The 21,012-nt window shown below is 61.3% G+C and carries 20 protein-coding genes, 1 tRNA gene and 1 pseudogene; 12 read left to right on the forward strand and 10 right to left on the reverse strand.

Annotation, left to right across the window (positions count from 1 at the left end; all coding sequences use genetic code 11):
* Positions 1–55 precede the first annotated feature (55 nt).
* From AC25Y4_RS15210 to der, 3 genes are all read left to right on the forward strand, one after another.
* The gene (locus tag AC25Y4_RS15210; RefSeq protein ID WP_488121277.1) at positions 56–1,138 is read left to right on the forward strand and encodes a prephenate dehydrogenase; all 1,083 of its coding nucleotides are present in this window, start codon (positions 56–58) and stop codon (positions 1,136–1,138) included.
* Between the two features lie 4 nt (positions 1,139–1,142).
* The gene (gene cmk, locus AC25Y4_RS15215) at positions 1,143–1,871 is read left to right on the forward strand and encodes a (d)CMP kinase (protein ID WP_488121278.1); all 729 of its coding nucleotides are present in this window, start codon (positions 1,143–1,145) and stop codon (positions 1,869–1,871) included.
* 68 nt (positions 1,872–1,939) lie between these two features.
* Entirely contained in the window at positions 1,940–3,409 is a 1,470-nt protein-coding gene (der, locus tag AC25Y4_RS15220) for a ribosome biogenesis GTPase Der (protein ID WP_488121472.1), read from the forward strand.
* 162 nt (positions 3,410–3,571) lie between these two features.
* Here the strand turns inward: der and AC25Y4_RS15225 are convergent, their stop codons facing one another.
* From AC25Y4_RS15225 to AC25Y4_RS15235, 3 genes are all read right to left on the reverse strand, one after another.
* Positions 3,572–5,053 carry a DUF2252 domain-containing protein gene (locus AC25Y4_RS15225; protein ID WP_488121279.1) on the reverse strand — a complete coding sequence of 494 codons (1,482 nt, stop codon included), beginning with the start codon at positions 5,051–5,053 and terminating at the stop codon, positions 3,572–3,574.
* 269 nt (positions 5,054–5,322) lie between these two features.
* Entirely contained in the window at positions 5,323–5,802 is a 480-nt protein-coding gene (locus AC25Y4_RS15230; RefSeq protein ID WP_488121280.1) for a hypothetical protein, read from the reverse strand.
* Between the two features lie 235 nt (positions 5,803–6,037).
* Positions 6,038–6,715, reverse strand: coding sequence for a GNAT family N-acetyltransferase (locus AC25Y4_RS15235; RefSeq protein WP_488121281.1), 678 nt, complete (start codon positions 6,713–6,715; stop codon positions 6,038–6,040).
* Positions 6,716–6,888: 173 nt separating this feature from the next.
* Here AC25Y4_RS15235 and AC25Y4_RS15240 point away from each other — a divergent pair.
* A tRNA-Pro gene (locus tag AC25Y4_RS15240) sits at positions 6,889–6,965 on the forward strand.
* A gap of 303 nt (positions 6,966–7,268) precedes the next feature.
* Here the strand turns inward: AC25Y4_RS15240 and AC25Y4_RS15245 are convergent.
* The gene (locus AC25Y4_RS15245) at positions 7,269–7,613 is read right to left on the reverse strand and encodes a hypothetical protein (RefSeq protein ID WP_488121282.1); all 345 of its coding nucleotides are present in this window, start codon (positions 7,611–7,613) and stop codon (positions 7,269–7,271) included.
* Positions 7,614–7,762: 149 nt separating this feature from the next.
* Between AC25Y4_RS15245 and AC25Y4_RS15250 the strand changes: the two genes are divergently transcribed.
* Both AC25Y4_RS15250 and AC25Y4_RS15255 read left to right on the forward strand, forming a co-directional pair.
* Entirely contained in the window at positions 7,763–8,104 is a 342-nt protein-coding gene (locus AC25Y4_RS15250; RefSeq protein ID WP_488121283.1) for a tyrosine-type recombinase/integrase, read from the forward strand.
* Complete coding sequence (locus AC25Y4_RS15255) at positions 8,101–8,223, forward strand: hypothetical protein (protein ID WP_488121284.1); 123 nt, start codon at positions 8,101–8,103, stop codon at positions 8,221–8,223. The genes AC25Y4_RS15250 and AC25Y4_RS15255 overlap by 4 nt, the downstream gene beginning before the upstream one ends.
* Before the next feature lie 507 nt (positions 8,224–8,730).
* On the opposite strand, the gene AC25Y4_RS15260 is transcribed toward AC25Y4_RS15255, so the two are convergent.
* The 3 genes from AC25Y4_RS15260 to AC25Y4_RS15270 form a co-directional block, all read right to left on the reverse strand.
* On the reverse strand, positions 8,731–9,507 hold the full coding sequence (locus AC25Y4_RS15260) for a hypothetical protein (protein ID WP_488121285.1): 777 nt from the start codon (positions 9,505–9,507) through the stop codon (positions 8,731–8,733).
* A gap of 85 nt (positions 9,508–9,592) precedes the next feature.
* Positions 9,593–10,915 carry an AAA family ATPase gene (locus AC25Y4_RS15265; RefSeq protein WP_488121286.1) on the reverse strand — a complete coding sequence of 441 codons (1,323 nt, stop codon included), beginning with the start codon at positions 10,913–10,915 and terminating at the stop codon, positions 9,593–9,595.
* A gap of 179 nt (positions 10,916–11,094) precedes the next feature.
* Positions 11,095–12,060: a hypothetical protein gene (locus AC25Y4_RS15270; protein WP_488121287.1), complete on the reverse strand. Its 966-nt coding sequence runs from the start codon at positions 12,058–12,060 to the stop codon at positions 11,095–11,097.
* A gap of 237 nt (positions 12,061–12,297) precedes the next feature.
* Between AC25Y4_RS15270 and AC25Y4_RS15275 the strand changes: the two genes are divergently transcribed.
* From AC25Y4_RS15275 to AC25Y4_RS15295, 5 genes and pseudogenes are all read left to right on the forward strand, one after another.
* A complete protein-coding gene (locus AC25Y4_RS15275) occupies positions 12,298–13,308 on the forward strand; it encodes a hypothetical protein (protein WP_488121288.1) in 1,011 nt (336 codons plus the stop codon).
* Entirely contained in the window at positions 13,305–13,940 is a 636-nt protein-coding gene (locus tag AC25Y4_RS15280) for an ABC-three component system middle component 2 (RefSeq protein WP_488121289.1), read from the forward strand. Before AC25Y4_RS15275 ends, AC25Y4_RS15280 begins: the two co-directional genes overlap by 4 nt.
* Positions 13,930–16,050, forward strand: a complete 2,121-nt coding sequence (locus tag AC25Y4_RS15285) for a hypothetical protein (protein WP_488121290.1) — start codon at positions 13,930–13,932, stop codon at positions 16,048–16,050. Before AC25Y4_RS15280 ends, AC25Y4_RS15285 begins: the two co-directional genes overlap by 11 nt.
* A gap of 99 nt (positions 16,051–16,149) precedes the next feature.
* The gene (locus tag AC25Y4_RS15290) at positions 16,150–16,647 is read left to right on the forward strand and encodes a DUF1801 domain-containing protein (RefSeq protein WP_488121291.1); all 498 of its coding nucleotides are present in this window, start codon (positions 16,150–16,152) and stop codon (positions 16,645–16,647) included.
* Between the two features lie 14 nt (positions 16,648–16,661).
* Positions 16,662–16,778, forward strand: a pseudogene (locus AC25Y4_RS15295) (VOC family protein); the annotation flags it as partial.
* A gap of 153 nt (positions 16,779–16,931) precedes the next feature.
* Here AC25Y4_RS15295 and AC25Y4_RS15300 read toward each other — a convergent pair.
* A complete protein-coding gene (locus AC25Y4_RS15300) occupies positions 16,932–17,393 on the reverse strand; it encodes an SRPBCC domain-containing protein (protein WP_488121292.1) in 462 nt (153 codons plus the stop codon).
* Between the two features lie 330 nt (positions 17,394–17,723).
* Positions 17,724–19,100 (reverse strand): hypothetical protein, encoded by a 1,377-nt coding sequence (locus tag AC25Y4_RS15305; RefSeq protein WP_488121293.1) that lies wholly within the window; start codon positions 19,098–19,100, stop codon positions 17,724–17,726.
* Between the two features lie 530 nt (positions 19,101–19,630).
* Between AC25Y4_RS15305 and AC25Y4_RS15310 the strand changes: the two genes are divergently transcribed.
* The gene (locus AC25Y4_RS15310) at positions 19,631–20,203 is read left to right on the forward strand and encodes a hypothetical protein (protein WP_488121294.1); all 573 of its coding nucleotides are present in this window, start codon (positions 19,631–19,633) and stop codon (positions 20,201–20,203) included.
* Positions 20,204–20,504: 301 nt separating this feature from the next.
* On the opposite strand, the gene AC25Y4_RS15315 is transcribed toward AC25Y4_RS15310, so the two are convergent.
* Complete coding sequence (locus tag AC25Y4_RS15315) at positions 20,505–20,972, reverse strand: VOC family protein (RefSeq protein WP_488121295.1); 468 nt, start codon at positions 20,970–20,972, stop codon at positions 20,505–20,507.
* Positions 20,973–21,012 lie beyond the last annotated feature (40 nt).

Consider the following 21,012-nt stretch of genomic DNA (forward strand, 5'->3'; position numbering starts at 1 on the left):
GCATTACCCCGCAGCACGCAAGAACCGTTAGCAAGCAGAAGGCAGGAGCCGGTACGTGGTTGAGAGTCGCCTGGTCGGACCGGTTCGCGTCGTCGGCGTCGGATTGCTGGGCACCAGCATCGGCCTCGGGCTCCAGGGCCGCGGCATCGACGTGATCCTGGCCGATGCGTCGCCGACCCACGTGAGCATCGCCGTCGACTACGGCGCCGGTCGGCTGCCGGCCACGGGCGACGCCCCGCAGCTCATCGTCGTCTGTGTGCCGCCGGATGTCACCGCCCAGGTGGTGGCCGCCGAGCTGGCAGCCTTCCCCGACGCGATCGTGACGGATGTCGCCAGCGTCAAGCTGGCACCCCTGGCCGAACTGCGCGCACTCGGTGCCGACCTGTCGCGCTACATCGGTTCGCACCCGCTGGCCGGGCGCGAACGCGGCGGCCCGCTCTCCGGACGCGCCGACCTGTTCGTCGGCCGCCCGTGGGTCGTCGCCGCGCACGATGCGATCAGCTACCAGCGCGCCAACGCCATCGACGACCTGATCCTCGACCTCGGTGCCATTCTCGTTGAGATGACGCCGGAAGAGCACGACGCCAGCGTCGCCCTGGTCTCCCACGTACCGCAGGTGATCTCGAGCCTGATGGCCCGGCGCCTGATCAACGGCCCGCACGCCGCGCTCAACCTCGCAGGGCAGGGTGTGCGAGATGTCACGCGCATCGCGGCCAGTGACCCTGAGCTGTGGGTGCAGATCCTGGGCGCGAACGCGGCTCCCGTGCGCGACATCCTGGTGGCATATCGCGACGACCTCGACCGCTTCATCGCGGCCATCGCCGACCCCACCGCTCCCGGTGCCCGGCGCAAGATCGCCGAGGAGATCGCCGGCGGCAATGACGGTGTCTCCCGGTTGCCTGGCAAGCACGGCCAGGATCGCCGCTTCGCGTCGATGACCGTGATGATCGACGACACCCCAGGCCAGCTGGCCAGACTCCTGCAGGAGATCGGCGAAGTCGGGGTGAACCTCGAAGACCTCCGTCTCGAGCACTCGCCGGGCGCGCAGATCGGCCTGGTAGAAATTTCAGTACTCCCCGAGGCGGTCGCCCGCCTCACCGAAGAGCTGGTCGCACGCGGCTGGCGGATTGCAGGTTAGCCGCATGGGCAGACACTCACACGACGCGGCGCCCGCCGCAGCAGAACCACAGACGGATGCACCCATCGTCGTCGCGATCGACGGCCCGGCCGGCAGTGGCAAGTCCAGCGTCAGCAAGGCCACTGCCCGCAAGCTCGGCTTCGGTTACCTCGACACCGGTGCTGCCTACCGGGCGCTCGCCTGGCTGATGCTTGACCGTGGCGTCGACACCGACGATGCCGCAGCCGTCGTCGCCGCCCTCGACGACTTCGACTACGCCATCGGCACAGACCCAGACGAGTACTTCGTGCGCGTGGGAGACACCGACGTGACGGAGGCCATCAGGGAACCGCGGGTGTCGGCATCCGTGAGTGCAATCGCACGTGTCCCTGAGGTGCGCGCTCACCTCACGGAACTCTTCCGCAGCCTCGCTCGGGAGAGCACGAAACCCGGAATTGTGATCGAGGGCAGGGACATCACAACGGTGGTTGTGCCTGAGGCTCCGGTGCGAATCCTGCTTACCGCATCTGAAGAGGCTAGAATGACTAGGCGCTCTGCAGAAATATCGACCCAATCGGCTAAAGCCGTGGCGGAGCAACTGCGATCGAGGGATCGCGCCGACTCTCAAGTAGTCGATTTCATGAGCGCCGCAGACGGTGTGACCACCGTCGACTCCACCCATCTCGACTTCGAGCAGACCGTTGACGCGGTTATCGATGTCATCACCACACGTAACCGCGAGGAACTCGCATGACTAACGACTCAGTCTCCAAAGACTCAGCCTTCAACGACGACGACCAGATCCCCGAGCTCGATTCGGGGATGGTCTCGCGCCTGACCGACCTCGACGAAGACCTGGCCGTCCAGCGAGCAGCAGCTCTCCGTACCGGGCTTGACGACTACGAACTCGACGAAGAAGACTTCGACGTACTCGACCTGACGACGGAAGATCCCGACGCCATCCAGTACCTGCCGGCCCTGCCGGTCATCGCCATCGTCGGACGCCCGAACGTGGGCAAGTCCGCGCTGGTGAACCGTATCCTCGGTCGCCGCGAAGCCGTGGTCGAAGACACCCCAGGCGTGACGCGTGACCGCGTGACGTACAAGGGGGAGTGGAACGAGCGCCGCTTCAGCGTCGTCGACACCGGCGGCTGGGAGCCAGATGCCAAGGGCATCGACGCATCCGTCGCCCTGCAGGCCGAGATCGCTATCGACCTCTCTGACGTCGTCATGTTCGTCGTTGACTCCAACGTCGGCCCGACGTCGACCGATGAAGCAGTCGTGCGGATGCTGCGGAAGAGTGGCAAGCCCGTCTTCCTCGTTGCGAACAAGGTTGACGACATCCGCCAGGAGCCCGAAGCGGCGAACCTGTGGTCGCTTGGCCTCGGCCAGCCGTACCCGGTGTCTGCCCTGCACGGCCGCGGCGTTGCCGACCTGCTGGATGCGATCCTGCTGGTTCTGCCGCTGATCTCCACCGTCGCCAAGCAGGAAGTCGGCGGCCCGCGCCGCGTCGCCCTGCTCGGTCGCCCGAACGTCGGCAAATCGAGCCTGCTGAACAAGCTCGTCGGCGAAGAGCGCGTTGTTGTCAACGAGCTCGCCGGCACCACGCGTGACCCGGTTGACGAGCAGGTTGAACTTGGCGGCAAGGTGTGGCGCTTCGTCGACACCGCCGGTATCCGTCGTCGTGTGCACCTCGCACAGGGCGCCGACTTCTACGCATCGCTGCGCACCAGCGCCGCGCTGGAGAAGGCCGAAGTTGCCGTCGTGCTCATCGACGTGACCGAGGTCATCTCCGAGCAGGACGTACGCATCATCGACCTCGTTCTCGAGTCGGGCCGTGCGCTCGTTCTCGCGTTCAACAAGTGGGACCAGATCGACGACGACCGTCGCCGCTACCTCGAGCGTGAAATCGAGCAGGACCTGGCCCACGTGGCCTGGGCCCCGCGCGTGAACATCTCCGCTCGCACCGGTCGCCACATGGAGAAGCTGGTTCCGGCCCTCGAGCTCGCGCTCGAGTCATGGGACACCCGCATCCCCACCGGCAAGTTCAACGCCTTCCTCGCCGAGCTGGCTGCGGCGCACCCGCACCCCGTTCGCGGTGGCAAGCAGCCGCGCATCCTGTTCGGTACCCAGGCCTCGAGCCGTCCGCCGACATTCGTGGTGTTCACCACCGGGTTCCTCGACGCGGGCTACCGTCGCTACATCCAGCGTCGTCTGCGCGAGATCTGGGGCTTCGAAGGAACCCCGATCAACCTCAGCATGCGCGTGCGCGAGAAGCGCAAGCGCACCTAGCAGGCCCGTACAGAGCGGCCGTCGACCTTCGGGTCGGCGGCCGCTTCGTCGTTGCCCCATCCGTCGGTTGAGGAGCGCCCGAGGAACGAGGACGCGTCTCGAAACCAGGCGCGCAGTGGAGGTCTCGAGACGGCCCTGGCGGGCCTCCTCGACCACCGGTGGCTAGCTCGCCGCTGCCTCCGTGATGCGCGTCACTTCTTCTGCGGTCATCTTCCCGACCGTGGCCCCGGCGTTCTTGGCCGGCGCCCGTACCTTCGTGGTGAACTCGCCGGACTCCACCGCTTCCCGCAGGGCGATGTAGTCGGAATACGACTGGTCGGCATACGCGTCGGCCCACTCGGCGATCGCCGTGTCGAATACGTCTGACGACCCGAGGTAGCCGGTGATGAACGCGCCATTCGGGCTCTGCGAGTGCGCCCTGGCCAACAGCTGGCCGCAGGCATTGACGTAATCCATGAACTGGCCGTGCGTGAGGGCATCGATGTCGACCGACACGTTTCGGTCGCGGAACTGTCGCACGTAGAACCCCATGTCTTCCGCCCTGAAATACCCGAGGAACGGGTCGGAGACAGCCTGCAGGATGCGCTGGTTCGAGACCACGCGAAAGCCGTGGTCCTCGCTGGAGTTGTCAGAACCGTGGGAGATCTCGACGGGTTCGATGCCGCCGAACTCGTTCAGCACGGAGTGCCCGGCTTCCTTCACCTGGAGGATCAGTGATTCGCCGCGCGGACCGGTCAGCACCACGATGAAGCAGCGGGTGCCAACGCTACCGACGCCGACGACGCGGCGAACGGCATCCGTCACGGTGTACTGCGACAGGAGGAATGCGATATCCGGTGACGCGGAATGTCGGTAGGTCTCGACGAGGTCGGCGACCAGGTCTTCGATCTCCTCTGGCAAGTGAGTGAGGGTGGGCGGTTGTTCGACGATCGAGACCGTGCCGTCGTTGGCGCGCACCGTGATCTTGTTGAGCACACGAGCGGATGTTCGATTCTCAGACGACTTGATGGCCGCGTCGATGATCTTCTGGGTGCGCTTGCCGAAACGGGAGACGCCCAGGCGCACCTCTGCGCGCCGGTAGTAGCGCTCCAGCGCGTCGAGCTGCATCATCTCCTTGATGGCGGTGCGGTACGACGCGACAGCATTCAGCGCGGCGGCGCGCACCTTCTTCTTGGAGAAGCCTTTGTGTCGGCCGGCGATGACGACGCTGGTGACGAGGCGTTTGACGTCCCACTCCCACGGGCCGAATGCGGCCTCGTCGAAGTCGTTGAGGTCGAAGACCATGGTGCGCTGGGGCGAGGCGAAGAGGCCGAAGTTGGCGATGTGCGCGTCGCCGCAGAGCACGACGCCGGCGTCGGTCGTTGGCGCACCAGCCAGGTCCGCGACTTGCAGCGCGGCAGAGCCGCGATAGAAGGCGAAGGGGTTTTGCAGCATCCGTTCAAGGCGGAGTGGGACGAGCCAGGGGAGTCGGGACGCGTTCTGGGTCTTGAGAACGCCGAGCGGGTCGCGGCCGCTCTTACTCGTATAGACGGAGTGTGCTGATCGACGCAGCGTCTTGCGGGCGGCCTTGCCCTCCGCACGGCGGGCCTCGTAGGTGGTGATGGCGGAGTGGTCGAACCGGAGCCGGCCTGATACGTCGTCCATGGCGCCTGCTTTCTCTGCGGGAGTGCACTGTGCCGATCAGGCTACTCCGTGGCGCCGCCCAGCGGGGCTCAGGGCGGTGGTTGAAGCGGATGTGAGCCTCCAACGTCTGCAGGCGCCGCACGTCGCGCTGTGGCCGCCCTGGCGAGTCGCGAGTCGTTCACCGCCCTGCTGTCGATCGGCCGGCGCCCGCCGTCTGAACTGCCGCCCCCGCCCAAACACAAAACGGGCCGACAACCTCAGCGGTTGTCGGCCCGTTCAGAGAACGAGACTTAGTTCTTGGGTGCGTCGTCGATCTTCGGTGCGGCGTGGGCATCCGTCGAGATGACGGGAGCGTCTGCAACGACCGGAGCGTCAGCAACGGTGGCCGGGCGAACGGCAGCAGCGGGCGCGGTGCGCTCAGCGGCCTCGACCTCGGCGACGGTGAAGTCCTCGTCGTCGTCGTGCGTGTGCGGTGCGACAGCGTACGTCGACGCTGCGGTTGCCTTCACGGCGGCGTTGCGCGCGTGGAGAGCCAGAGCGAGGAGGATGCCGATGACGCCAGCGCCGATGATCGTGGTGCCGATGGAGGCACCAGACTGCGAGGCGAAGAGGGCGGGGTAGTCAGCGGTGCCGGCGGTGTAGAGGTCGGCCTGCGAGGCGTTGGAGGTGGTCACGAGCAGGTATCCGCCGACGACTGCAACAATCGAGACCACCCACAGCACAATGAGGGGGATGTTGATCTTCGTTGCTACGGATGAGTTCTGAGACATGAGTTCCTTTGCTGTTGAGATGCGGGCCAGGCCGGCCACTCCATTAAACCTAGGGGCGATTCCTATGAATCGGATATGAGCGGGCACTGCGTTGCCAGTGCCGCCTCCGCAGACTAGCGGATGTTGAGCGGGTCGGCTGCCGATATCGGTGCGTGACGGCTGCTCGGGTGCTGTTCGGGTGCTGCTGGGTGTGCGGCCCGCTCTGTAAGGCATGTGCTGGCAGTGAGCCAGTCACCTAAGCCATGATGCCCCCGGAATCAGGCGAGGTCGAGGGTGACGACGGCGCGATCGCGGGTGGGCCTGGCCGACACGGTGAATCCTGAGGATTCGAACAGGGAGAGCGGCCCGTGGAACAATCGGCCGCCGAAGTCTTCGGGCGTGCGGTGGTGTCGATGGGGTAGGCCTCGACGAGGCGTGCGCCGTGACTGTTCGCGTGTTGCACCGCGCCGTCGAGCAGCGCGCTGGCGACGCCGCGTTTGCGAAAGCCGACGCGCACCACGAAGCAGGTGATGGCCCAGACGGATGCGGCATCCGCTGTCTCTGTGCTGGCTGTGCTGCCCGTGCTGGCTGTGCCGGCTGTGCAGTCTGTGGGGCTGCTCGCGGGGCTGCCGGCGGCGGCGATGGGGCTGCGTTGCAGGCGGGGGTAGTGCGCCTTGGGTTCGACGGCGCACCAGCCGACGGGTTCGTCGCCGAGGTACGCGACAACGCCGGGGGAAGGCGCAGCGGATGCGATTTGCTCGCGCAGGTCGTCTCGGCACTGTTCCGGCGTGGCGGCCTTCCACTCGGCGCCGTTCAATTTGAAGTATTGGCACCAGCACGTGGCCGGGTCGCCGCGGGTGCCGAAGACGGTGCGGACGTCGTCCCAGGGCACGTCGGCGGCGGAGCGAACCGTGATATCAGGGAGGGCTGGCATGTCGTCCACGGTAGTGGGAGCGGCACACGAGCGGAAGAATTTGGTGGTGACAGGTGCTTTCGGGGCGTCATTCGGGTCGACGTGTCCACAAGTGCTCCGTGGAGGCGGTAAGCTATTCGAGTTGTCTCTTGCAGATGCAGTTCGGTTCGCCGGACGGTGTTTGGGAGTGGCCACGGGCTGTAGCGCAGCTTGGTAGCGCACCTGACTGGGGGTCAGGGGGTCGCAGGTTCAAATCCTGTCAGCCCGACCAAAAACCAAACGAAAAGTCCTGATGAACTTCGGTTTATCGGGACTTTTTCGTTTGTGTTACTACCTCGCCCGTGGGTCTGAAGTTTTCTTAGCGGCTGTTCATCGGTTGTCCGCCCGTGACCGATGCGCTCAGATCGTTGATTTTCGGGGGAACTGCCGGTGTTCGTTCGCTCGCGCCCCGCGATTCGGTCCTTCCGATCTGATTGAGAGTCGACGAGTCGCAGGTCCAAATCGGCATGCTGGCGGCGCTGTGCGCGGCTGCACAGAACACGCCATCAACACGTGTATGTCGATGCCCATCGAACTACTCGAGATTGAGCTTGCCCGACCTATAGACCCGAAGCGTATATTTCGCCGTGAAAGGGTGAATACCCGGTCCTTGCGCCAGTTCCTCAAGCACCGCCGTACCGAGTTCGGGCGCCCAGTAGAGAGTGTGAACACCCGCTTTCAGCCGTACCGCAGGCGACGGGTCGTCAAGGAGGCCCGTGATCGCCTCGCGTCCAGCTTCTGTCTCGCGATGCTCCCGAAATCGCTGGTGAATGCGATCGAAGTACCGATTGGCGATCTTGGGCTTAGAGGCCGCTGCCCAGGCGATCACCAGCTCGCGATATGCCGCGCGCAGCTCCTCTACTGTTGCGATGTCGTTCATTCGCTGCCACCGTCCTGAAGCTCGTCGCGGAATTTCATACCAAACCTATATGGTCATCAAAACACTGCCCACTCAACCAGTCCCGAATCGTCCCTGACTCCGAGCGGGACCTGTTCCAACCCGCCGACACTTCGCTCACGCCCGACAGCTTGTTCAGCGACCTGGTGACCTACTGGTTGGAGGACATCGACCTGGAGGGCCGGGTCTCCCGGACCACCCGGAACCTGTACGAGCGCAACATGCGCACCCTGGTCGCACCGGCGTTCGACCACCTCACGCTCCGCGAGATCGGTGTGGCCCGCTGCGACAAGTTCATCAAGCAGCTGGCGAAGCTCTCCTACAACCGCGCCAAGCAGGCCCGGGTCGTGCTGCGGCTGGCGCTGGAGTTGGCGGTGCGGCACGAGGTCCTGCCGCGTAACCCGATGGACCACGCCTCCCGCCTGTACCGCGAGCCGCACATCCCCGATGCGTCCCCCCCGAGGTCACCGTGATCCGCGCCGCGATCGCCCAGCGGGAGAATGCCGTCGATCACGTCTCCGGCCCCAAGCCCGACGGCCAGCTCGGTGCGATCGTCGAGGTCATGCTCGGCAACCTCGGCGCGGATCGGTGAGGTGCTGGCCATTCGGCGCCGCGACATCGACATCACCAGCCCCGTGCCCTTCATCCGCCTGGCCGGCACGATCGTCAGCCGGAACGGCGAACCGACCTTCCGACAGGACCACCCCAAGACCGCCGGTCGAGCCGCGTCGTGGCTCTGCCCACGTTCACGTCCGACGCGGTGCGCCGGCGGCTCGCCACGGCCGGGAGCATGGGTCTGGATTCACCGCTGTTCTAGTCCCGGGACGGCACGCCGCAGACGACCGCGAACGTGCGCCGTCAGCTGCTCGACGGAGCGGCATTACTGGGGTGACCCCGCACATGTTCCGCCGCACGGTCGCGACCGCGGTCAACGACAACGCCGGCATCGAACTGGCCGCGGAACTGCTCGGCCACCGCCGCACTCCTCGATTCTTCCTTCGCGAAGGAGGAAGAAGACTGAACTCAGTGCCGCCACGGTGGTTGCACCGCGCTATCCGGGGGTTTAGTCGAGACTGACTGGGCCAGTATGGCCAAGATTTCAAAAAGTCTTGCTGGCATCCCCGGCGTTTGGGCCCATTGCGAGCCAAGAGGTTATTCCCATTGCTAGATCTGACGACTCAAAGGTTCGGCAAAGAAGAAGACATAAGCGGAAATGCGCTTCGAACGCGTCTCGGTGAGGAACTTTGGCCTGATTCTTAATCTCGTTTGCATAGACGAACAGAAGCAAGTCAGCGATGTCATGGCCATACGCATACGATCTCGGATCCGCATCGGTTGGTCGCGGGTACGTGTCGGACACGGCAGCCACATCGGGAGCCACGGTCTTCTTGACGTCAAATTTCGACGGATCTTTGGATTTGTCGAAACCCTTGCTGAGTATGGGGGATGGAAGGCTCTCATTGGCGAGCCGAACGGTGTAAAGCTCGCGAAGCACAGGCGCGAGGCTCGCAACCAACGCACTGCCGCTGGGTAAGCGCTCCCCGAGCACCATGCGGTTGACCGTGTCCAGGCCAGCGTCGTCAAAGAGATAGCTTTCCAGGGCGGGGAAATCGGTCCACCAAAGGTTGTCGACCTGGAAGTCTCCTACGCGATGGCCGCAATCGCGATCCGCTATGCAACGTAGATCTACCTGTCGCAAAGACGCTTCCAGAGCCACGACGATGACGGAACTACGAGCGCCACGCGGAAGGCCAAGCTCGTCGGTGCGCGTTTGATCGACATCTATAGCACCCACCGCCTCAATCACAAGATCCTTCACGCTGCGTGAATCAGCAGTTTGAATGAGCCACTCTCTATAGAACGCTTTGTCGGTCACGCCCTCAACTATCAGATACGTAGCGGATGTGAGTTCGGCCTCCATGAGCAACTCGCTCAGTGCTACTAATGGCTTCGCGGCCAATTCACGCCACCTCGGTGGGCCGAACAACATCGTCCAGATCACCCATTATCTGAACCGAATGGGACGCAATCAGCAACTGAACCCCGCTGCCTTCGGTGCAGCGCAGTAGCTCCTTTATGAGTTGTCGCTGCCAACGCAGACCAAGCGATAACTCCGGCTCATCGATTATCACCAGAGCCCCCGTCGAACGCGCAAGCACGGCATGGCTCAAGAGCAGCAACAGATGTTTCTCCCCACTGGACAAGTTGTCAGGCTCTAGTTCCTCCCGGTTTTTGCCTAGTAGTCGGATTCCTTCGCTGGTTGAGAAGTGAAGGGTCTTACGCTCAAGAAACGAATTGACCGAGCTGACGTAGGTATCGATCAACTTCTGCGTTTCGGCGAGAGTTTTCATTCGATCCGCCACGCTTGACAAATACGGCTCAAGAATGCCCTGCAGCGAGCGGAGCCGCTGGCTATTGGCTCGAGTGGCTTCGATCATCTCGGTGATTCGACGAACCTGGCTAAAGGAAAGGAGTCCGTACTTCTCGAATTCAGCGGCGTTATCGAGAAGATCCTGGGCCTGTCCCAGCAAGGCGGTTCGCGCTTCAGCAGCTAGAACCTGAAGGTTGCTCCCTTCGAGAACCCTCTTGGTAATCTCAACGTAAACGCCCTCACCTGCCTGCGTGGAGTCGTTTGATATCGTACGAATAGCACGTTGTATGAAGTGGCGCTCCACCAAATCGAGCGCGTCTCGGACGCTCAGTCCAGATCTAGTCGCCTTTCGCAAGTCGCCTTCGTACGAGCGTGCCGGCTGAGGAGCCGCAGAGTCGCCCGCGACGAGGATAAGCCTGTCGTCACCAACGAAAATGGTGGGGTTCACTAGCTCGCGTAGCTCGTCAAGGTATATCGCGATGTCAGAACGAGGGGACGACCGACGAAATGCACGCGCGTCGATGTCTTCCTGTCGTACAGATAATGTGACAGCAATAACGTCATCTGTTGTCCCGCGATCGATCCTGCACTCGAATAGCGAGTCGGGCTCGGATGGCTTTAGCAGAGAAATTGTCGCACCATTTCGCAACTTGATAACCATGTCATCTACGAATAGGTCCGCTAGGGATTGCAGGCTCTCTAGCCGAGGGGAGAGCAGATGATGAACAGTCTTGAGGAAATTAGTCTTCCCCATACCATTCTCCGCATAGATGACGATTACACGGTCGCTCTCGTGTGAGGGGGTGTCGAAATCCACCTTGTAGCTGAATTCACCAAGAACAGTGTTGCTTTCGATCGAGCGGATAGCGGCAGTTGCATGCAAGTCGACCGGCTCGGTCGTGATCGTAATCATGATCGAACCATAGCGGACTGACACGGCGCGCCCTCAACCTGACCGGGAACGACTTGGCTGGCGAGTAGTGCTTAGTGGTAGCGCCAGCCCACGTAGTTGGGGCACCCTCTAGTCATTTCGCTCGCTTTCGCCAGCGCGCTGAATTCTGAATGTCGTTTCCTGCCCAAGGCGTTCTTAGGTCAGCGATATGGAGTCGAGCTGCGCTGTATCTTCACGTCGCCGTAGCCGTTTGCATCTAGCAACATCCGCAGGCTTTTCTCAGCTTCTTTGGCGGCGCGGGTCGGCCCTATGCGCACAGAGCGTATGGGAAGACGACCAACTTGTTCATTTCGCACAAAGTTTTTGAATTCCCGTTCGTCTATATTCTTGGGGTCATTGAAAGCTCCGACTTCGATGTACGGAGTGACCCCGAAACGCCCGGGTCGGTACTTCACGAACCGCCACCACGGCGAGACCTTCCACAGCGCACGCACTTCGTCCTCGTCCTCGAAGCCAGGATGCTTGAACCGCACTGTGGGATCCGGGCCTGCAAGGTAGTCGAGAAAGAATGGAACGACTCGGGAATTCGCCTTGCCAGGCTTGCGCAACAACTTGAGGAGACTCGCGAGCTCTTCCTGAGCGACAGTGCTTGTGGGGCGCAGGTATGCAACCTCGACCCAGTCCCCTCCGAATGAAAAAGGCGTGTCAGGGTCGTAAGCCATAAACTGTTCGCCGTCGTCGGCGTACTCGTATGAGTCCTCTATCCACCCACGTGGGACTGGTTCTGGATGAGATTCCGCGTCATTCTGCTGAATCGGGAGCAGACTGACTCTCGGATCAAAGTTGACAGCGTATTCGGCTTCGCTCCCGATGCCGTATGAGCGCCAAAGCGTAAGTGCATCGCCGTCGCTGGAGGCGCAGAGGAGAAACAAATCGTCGGGGCGTCCGATGCGGCTGACCCCCATACGAGAGAGTTGTTCCGTCTGCCACTTTTCGAGAGGCGGCTCATGCTGTTCGATTGCACGATGCAATGCCTCTCGACCGGCACGGATTTCAGCGCTGTCGTTCATATACGCAGCTGAAGTCGCCCACACGCGATGGTTGGTGAGCATCCCAACTAGACCTTGGCTGGTGGTGTAGTGCCAAGCATTCCTCGGAGTTGTCATTCGCCGATCGTAGTCTGGCGGGTCCGCTTTGATCTGCTTCTTGGCCGCCAGCCTGAGGGTTTTGGCCCCGTATGCCGCCTCTTGCCCGCGATACGATTCGCCCGAGCGTTCACCTGTTTAGGGGGTGTTTCGGAGCTAATTAGGGCCGTCACAACGCAATAAACTCTGACAAGGCCTCGAGAGAGCGCGATTGAGGAGTTCAGCAGTGAAGCGGAAACCCGCGATGGTCGCTATTTCATGACGAAACCGTCGAACATCGATTTCAGAATCCACGCCATCGATGCCGGAAGCGAAGACGGCGGACGCGTTGTCTTTCACCGGATGCTATCCGGCCTGGTGGGAATGGAGCATCCAACTGCCACCGACCTTCGGGCGGATCCCGGCGACTGGGGTATCGATGTCATGGTCGGTAGCCTGGTAAACACGATACTGATCTGGCAGTCCAAGTATTTCCACGAGAAAATTGGGGACTCGCAGAAGAAACAGATCCGCGAATCGTTTGCTTCTGCGATGCGCCATGCCGACCTCAACGGGTACTCGGTTGACGCATGGACCCTCTGCGTGGCGTGCGAGCTGAGTCCCGCCGAGCGAAAATGGTGGGACGGCAAGGTGCGGGAATGGACAAAGCAATACCCCCACGTGCAACTCGACCTATGGGACGCGCCTCGGCTGCGGCGCAAACTTGCGTCGCCGGATGCACAGGATGTTTGGGCGGAGTTTTACGGTCCCAATAAGGACATTGTCGAAGCGCGCAATGCGACGATTGGTTCGTCGGCAGCGGCTCCGCCGATGATTTCCCTAGAGGAGACGCCCGACTACGAAGGCGCCCTTTTCACACGTCAGATGGCTGTCGCCGGAATCGAAGAGATGGATGGGCAGCGTTCGGCGTTTTTCAATGCCGACCTTCTCGTACGAGACGTCGTAGCGCGTTCGATGCCTTCCGAAATGGCAGCGGTCGCCGAAATCGACTCCACGTTGCTCAGCACTTGGGAGGATGCTCTCGCCGACCCAGCAACGGGCCCGACAGCCGAGGCCTATTCCGATTCCGCTCGTAGACTTTTTGCCGGCGTAATGAGTCAAACCAAGAAGTTAGTAGCCCCTCCCGAGCTCCCGCTTCGCGACGTCCACAAACGAGGACTCATGCATCGCATCGTCGAAGATTCACGCGCTGGCTGGGTTCACGACTGGCGCGATGTTGCGGCAGAACATCGTGGCAGCCTGATTCTCGATGAAGCGCCCGAAGCGTGACCGGCAACGAGTTTCAGTTCAGTGCGGACGCATCCGAACTTGACGATTTCGATTCACACGGGACTCCTGAGGAAAGCCCGGTGTTCCGAATCGCTCAACTAGTGATCCTGCTCGACGAAATTGCCCCGACAGACTCGAAAGGCGTCGATCTCGAACGAATCGCTTATTACGACTTCTTCGCGGCGAATCCCTTCGCAATTTTCGGAGACGACGACCAAGCGGATCGAGCCAGACTCCACCGCTCCGCTTTCGACGAGCGGCAGCTTTCATATGCCTCGACTGGACCACGATTTGCGAACAGGCGACGGAGGCTTCAACATGATTTCTCCCTTCTAGTCGCGTATGGGTTTGTAGCACCCCGAGGGGATGGGTACGGCATTGCACCTCGAGGCAACGAGTTTGCGGAGGCGCTTACCGCACTGTACGCCGATCAGTATCGGGAGTCCGTCCGTGTTGTCCACAAGAAATTCAAGAAACTCAGCGATTCGCAGCTCGCGGCGTCAGCTCGGCAATGGCTGCAGACCCCACCCCTTCTACTCGACCTCTATGGCAGCTGGGACATCGGCTTCGACAATCTCGAAGTCAAAGTTCAAACCAATCGATTTCAGAATGAAGTAGACAATGACTTCTAATACAGGCCACGAGCGTTCGAACTTGGGACATTCCCAAGAGAGTCTCAACGAAGCTGTTTCAACCGAGGGCCGTTCCCTTAGCCGCGGAATCCGTGTGCGACGCCTTCGTCTCCTAGGGGTAACGAAAAACTACGACGTCGACTTTCGTGAACGAGCAAGTGGTCGCCACCGCCCTATCGGCATCATCGCAGGTCGCACGAACACCGGCAAGACCAGCATTTTCAAGTTCATTGACTACGCGCTAGGGGCCAGTTCCTTCCCTAGGAATAAGGAAGTGCAGCGCCAAGTGCGTGCTGTAGTCGTGGAGCTACAGACGCCGGACGGGTATTACACCTTAGAGCGTGCACTGGGGGCGAATAACGTCCTGGTCTATCCGTCCCTCATGGATGTGGCGGATGGCTTGACGGCGTCGAGTCGAATCGTTGAACCCATCAGCGATAGCGACAGCATCTCGCAATGGTTGCTCACCACCGTTGGCCTGCAAGACGTGAAATTGAAAGAAGCGCCATCCAAGGATGACTCGGGAGCGGATGCCCTCGGCTTTCGAGACCTCACTTGGCTGACACTGTTCTACAACGAACGAGTGGGCAGCCTGCAGCTTCTTCACGCCGGCCACAGGATGAAAGAGCTCAAGCTTCGTCAAGTTGTGGACGCAGTATTCGGCGTTCACGACAACTATCAAGCCGACCTCGCCCGACGGATCAAAGAAGCTCAGACAGCTCTTACTTTTCATCGGAAGTCAGTAGAAGCGTTGCAAGAGTTCGTCGCTCAACAACAGCCGAAGAGCCACGACGCACTCGAGGTCGAGGCTCAAGACCTCGACAAAGAACTGGCTTCTCTGACCAATAAGCTGCGCCTCCTTACTCAGCGTGAAACTGCTGCATCCGACTTTGCGCAGGAGCTGCGTCAACGACATGCGACGATGGCAACCAAAGCCGCCGAGTCGGAGGCGCTTGTGCGCGATCGGATTTCTGTGGTCGACAGGTTTGCAAGCCTACGGGCCCAGTATGCGGACGACGTTCGCAAGCTCTCGCTACTCGCGGACGCAGAAAGCGTGTTCGATCAGCTGTCAGTAACCACGTGCCCGGTCTGTTTCAATTCGCTTGACACAGTCCCGAATCGGGACAACGGATATTGCAGCCTTTGCCACCACGCCGTACACGCTGTCGCTGACGAAGAGCCACTCGCTGCCCATGGTTCTCGAGTGGGAATTGAACTCGCGCGCCAAGAGCTCAAAGCGGCAAAGAGGCGCTACAAAGAGCTCGACGAATACTGGCAGCGCCTCAGCGCCGGCCTACCGGCCTTGCAGGAAATCGCCCAGTCGGCGGCAAATCTCGAATCGAATGCCAGCCGCGAACTAGACGCCGCCACGCGCTCGGCCGTTAGTCCGTTCTTGGGCGAGCGAAACGAACTCCAAGGGCGCCGCCAGGCCAACCTCGTTCTTCGCAGCGCCGTGAGCAGCGGGCTCAAGCTTCGAACCGGTCTCCAGGCGCGAGAGGCCAACTTCGATCGAGCACGACGCAACTTGGATGTACTTCGAAGAGAACAGCAGGAGACAAAGGCTCGTCCGGATCGGAACTCAGTCGTATCGGACTTGAGCGTAAGGTTCTCGGCGATACTACATGAGATCGAATATCCGAAGATTGACGAACCTGGGACTCTTCCTCCTTACCTCGACGATAAGCTCGTGCCCTTTGCTAAGGGTGAACATTTCAATGAAGCGAGTAGTGGCGGGCAAGTTCTCCTGACGCTTGCTTGGATGCTCGCAGTCTTCGAAGTCGCATACGAGACGAACGGTGCGCATCCCGGGTACTTAATGATCGACACGCCCCAGAAGAACCTTGGGGGTCTCGCCGACGACGACGAATTTGCAGACATCCATCTAATTGAGCGGCTTTACGTCCACATTGAGAAGTGGCTGACGGGAGCAGGGAGTGGCGCTCAGGTCATTGTCGTCGACAACACCCCGCCTACGACAGCAGAAGGGGACGTGATCGTGCGCTACACCCGCGACCCGAATCTTCCTCCATTCGGTCTAATAGACAACGAGGCGGGCAGCGCGTTGAAACCAGTCGATCAAGAACTGAGCGAGCAATGGGACACTGAGTAGGTAGCGGCAATTCGACGGTGATGCCTAGCGCAGCACCCGCTTCGGGCGAGGCGAGTCCGTCCCCGCACTTCAAGGGCGCGCCGGGAGTAGTATCCCACCGTGGACAGCAGGGAGATCGGCGAGAACGAGGCCCAGAAACCGGCGACGGATGCCGTGGCACAAGACGATGCCGTCTGGACGCTGCCGGAAGCCATGACCGGCCGGGCAAGCCCCGCGAAAGCAGCGGTCGGCGACCAGCCCGTCTTCGCTTACATCGCCAGCCTGCCGCAGCCGCAGCGCGGTATCGCCGAGGCGGTCGACGCGCTGGCGGCCAAGACGCTGCCCGGCCTCCAGCGCTCCGTGAAGTGGGGCATGGCGTACTACGGCGTCGGCGACGGGTGGTGCTTCAGCTGCGGAGGCTTCGCCGGCCATGTGAAGCTCATGTTCGTCAATGGTGCATCGCTCGACCCGGTTCCGCCGGTGACGCCGGTGGGCATGGGCAAGTCGACTCGGGGCGTGGAGCTCAAGTCCCTGGGCGACCTCGACGAAACCCAGATCGCGGCATGGATGAAACAGGTCGCTTCGGTGCCAGGTCTCGGCGGCAAGAAACACGAGTGACAAGCTTTCAGCGCATGGCCATCAAACTCGAGAACGTCGGGATTGCCGTTCGCGACCTTGAAGCAGCAATCGCCTTCTTCACTGATCTCGGTCTCACGGTCATCGGCCGTGACACGGTCAGCGGCGAGTGGACGCGTCGGGGCGAGTTGTTCCTAAAATTCACAGGCCGCTGAATCACTGGACGATTTTCAGCACTTTCGCGCACATTCTCTGCGCTCTGCCAAATAATCCTCTACCGGCCGAGCAAGGTGGCTAACTCGTCGAGCGCCCCCCGTAATCGTGAACTACTGGGCGACACCCTCGAGTAGGAGCGCGAGCTCGTCGAGTTCGACGTCCCAGCCCTCTCGGTTCTGCTCAAGACGTGCGCGACGGTAGCGGGTACCGCCGGGGAGTGTGTCGAAGCCCGATTCGATCACCGTGACATCCGTTCCGGTGCCAGCATCGGAGATGGTGAAGCGCACGTGCGTCGAGTACTCGTCGAGCTGTTCGGCGGGGATTCCTGACCAACGGAAGCCGAACGAGCTGTCGGGCACCACTTCGGTGATTTCGATCGGGAAGCTGCCGTAGCCCTCCCAGTCGATGCTGCCGGTAGCGCCGGGCTCGAGGGCGGCGAACCCCACACCGTCTCCGAACCACTTGACCATCACCTCGGGGTCGGTCAGCGCCGTCCAGACGCTCGCGCGCGCGGCCTCGATGTGCACGGTGCGGGTCACGGTGTGGCCTTTGATTCTTGCGTGATCAGACACGGTGTTTCCTTCTCGTTCGAGCTGAGCGCGACGGGACATTGCCCGCCGAGCGGCACGTGAAATGCAACGCGCCTCAACGAGCGTACCCATCATTGCGACTCGAGTTCACGGGCGGAGGACCCGTGAACGCGAGTAGCAGCGCATCAGCGGTCGGTCGGTGGGATATCGGAGCTGAACCGGTCTCAGTCTCCGCGCTGATTTACAAGGGTTCTGGCACCGTATTAACTCGGAGCAACACCGATCAGTCGACTGTCACCAACGTCATGACTCAGTACAGGTTGGGCGCGCATGAGGCGCAATCGCTCGCTCGTTGGTCGCTGCTGGCGAGGATCAATGCTTTTCAGAGGAGATCTCAGGGATTGGCGCTTCAGAAGAGGCACTTTGGTCTGTCTTGCGCGTGAACATCGATCCAATCGCACCGGTAACACTGGTTGCCGCCCCCTTGACCGCGGCGTTGGCATTGCCTGCAGCAACCGCAACCCGTGACTTATCAGGGCTACCGTCCCCGTCGACGTCGACTGCGCGGAACGCTCCTGCGGCCCAGTCGAAAGACTCCGCTCCTGCGCGCCCGGCGGCAGCGACTCCTCCCGTTGCCGAGGCGAGAGCCTTATCCCGTACCTCGCCAACAGCCTGAACCCAACGCTTTGCAACCGTAGACTCGTGACCCGATTCGATCCCAAGTCGTCCGCGAAAATCGAGAACGCCCGCCGCAACCTGGTTGCTCGATTTAACAGCGGCCGGAGAATCGAAGGGATTCAGAAGCACCGCAGTGTTGGCACGCTGTACTGTCTCGTTCATCTGGGAGAGAATGCGCGCCGTACTGCGGGTGATGAGTGCGAGACGATTCTGACGGGCTGTGCTCAGACCGAGCCGGTGGCTCGCCAAGTCCTCAGGCGTTGCGTCGAGCACTCGATCGAGTTCGAGTATCGAGACACCGTCTTGGAGCTGCACCGTGCGTGCAAGGACCCGGAGCCATTCGTGAATCTTCGGCTCGGCAATCCTCGTCGCCTTGGCGATCTCGCCTAGGTCGGCTTTCTTCTCAAGTTTCTCGGCGACGGTGTCGAGCTGGCGAAGCGCGTAGGCCTGCGTGCGCGCAAGCGTCATCGCACTCGCTTGCACCTTCGACCACGTGACTTCAGAGACGCGACCGACATTGTCACGGACGGTCAAAGCATCTTCGATGATCAGGTCGACACCGATCATGTCCGCCAGCACGGCATCTTTCTGATTCCGCAGAACATCGTCGACCTTCTCGTTGATCTCCTGAAGGTACTCGGCGATCTCGTCCATTTGCTGCTGCAGCGCGCGCTGTTGCATCATCGTGGATAGTGCCGTCAGGGCAAGTGGTCCGCTAAGCAACACGGACGGGGCTTTCACGATCTGAAGCCACTGTTTGATGTCGCCTGAATCACCGATCATTGCGTGGCTGACACCCGGGGTCTTCGTTGGCATCAATCCAAACTTCTTTACGGCCTCCGCCGACTCGGCGGTTAGCTTGACCCAACGTCCGGAATTCGCGGCTACGTTAGCGCCGACCTCGATGGCGGCCGCGCTTGTGCCGGCGAAAGACCAGAGACGATGAAGATCAATGCCCCGCGACGGGGCATGGTCCAGTCCCATTGAGAGGAAAAGACGTTCGACGTCGGCTGAGGTGCCAAGAGCCACGAGACTGTCGCCGTCGCTCACCAACTCGATCTCGCTGCCCATGCTTACTCCTGATGATTGTGAGTTTCCTCTCACCTTAGGGCCAACGTCGGCGCTGGTAGGTCGAACTCTACTTGCAACTGCCGACATTGCCATTCGTCGCAATTCGCACTACTACTTCGCTGCGATGGGTCGGTTTGCGCTGGCGGAACAGATCACCATCAAAGGCCGGAGTTCTGCACCGGTACTTCGTCGGCATGTCTCGGACGACAGAGCAACGGCCGGGATTGACTCCCCAGAAGGGGTGACCTTCCAGGATTCAGTTTCAGCTCTAGGTATTCAAAACTGGCGCGGCACAAGGGCAGTTCATTCAGCGCATCTACGTCGATGGCCGCGCGAAGCCCCAGAACTTCCCCGCGCCGCCACCAACTAGGTACTTCTCCTAATTCGCGAGGCGTTGGTATGCGGCCATATCTCAGCAATTGGACTTGGCTGTGAACGAGTGTAAGAAGGGCGGGTGCGATTATTCCTCTACCGTCCAACATCCCGTAAGGGGACTGCCTTTTTGGATGCCGAGTTGGAATGCTTCTCATATGAACCCTCCCGCCGACTTGCTTCAATTTGCCATCTCGGTTGGTCTGCCCCTGGGAATTGCCATCGTCGGAGCCTCGACGACATACGGTGTGACAAGAATGCAGATGCGTTCGCGAGACTCGGAGCGACAGCAAGAACGTTGCGAGCGCGAAGAGGAGCGGTTGCGGCGCGAAGCGCGCGACGCCGAAGCTGCTCGCGCAGCCGTGATTGAAGGCATCGTGTCCGCGATAGCCGAGTACTCCGACTTGGCGGCGCGAGTTCCAGGTAGTGAGAGCGACCATCAGATCCGGGCCGAACTCGTTAAGCTCACTACTCGTGGCGGGGCGGAACACCTCTCGCGGTACTGCGTGGGATACATTCTGGACTCTCGCCAGTCGCCACACCCGGAGACTGTTCTCGAGACTCTTGACGATATCCAGCGCCGGCTCGAGGGGTGGCACCTTGGGCATATGTCGCTCGAAGAGGTTGTTGATCACATTCGGGCCGGGCGAATCCAAGTGCGAGACTTCCTGCGGGACCACGAGATAGTTCCGGGCACGCACTTCGAAGAGGGCCTCATGCGGCCCCATTGAGCCGCACCGCTAAAACGCCTCCACAAGGCATTTGTCGGGAATTATCTGCCCCGGTCACTGCGATGACAATCGCGGGGAAACGTGCGATATTCCGTAGTTGAGCGCGATTCGGGTCAGCTCCTCGGCTCACTGAGCAGGCGGCCCGTTCAATAGTCCACCGCTGGTCCGCGTGAACTTTCAGTCGATATTGAGCAGGCGACGGATGGCGCGGTGGTCGCGGCCGGCGGCATCCGCCCCCCCTCGGCCTCGTTCTATGGGCCGCCGTACCTCGCGGTAGACCAGCAAAAGTCGACGACGCCGATCAAGCGTTCTCGAGCTCGGCGATCACGATCTTCTTCTGCTGCATCATCACCTGGATCTGCTCCGGGCGACGGATTAACTCGCCCATGTTCGCGGGGATGATCTGCCAGCTGAGGCCGAACCGGTCCTTGCACCACCCGCACTGCTCCGACTCGGGAACGTGCGAGAGCCGCGACCAGTAGTGGTCGATTTCCTCCTGGTCTTTGCAGGACACGACAAAGGAGACCAATTCGCTGAAGGTGAAGGCCGGCCCGCCGTCGAGGCAGACGAAGTCCACACCGTTCAGACGAAACTGGCCATTCAGTACCTTGCCGGTCATGTCTACGAGATGCTCGTCGAGCTTCTCGTCGGGATACTCGTCGATCGAGAGGATTTGGGAGTTCGGGAACACGTCGACGTAGTACTCCATCGCCTCGCGAGCTTGATCGTCAAACCACAGACACGGCTGGATGGGTGAGAGCTCGGCCATGGAAACCTCCTCGTTCGTACGGTTGCGGTGCGTCCACTGG

It is taken from the genome of Leifsonia sp. Y878 (assembly GCF_057669685.1).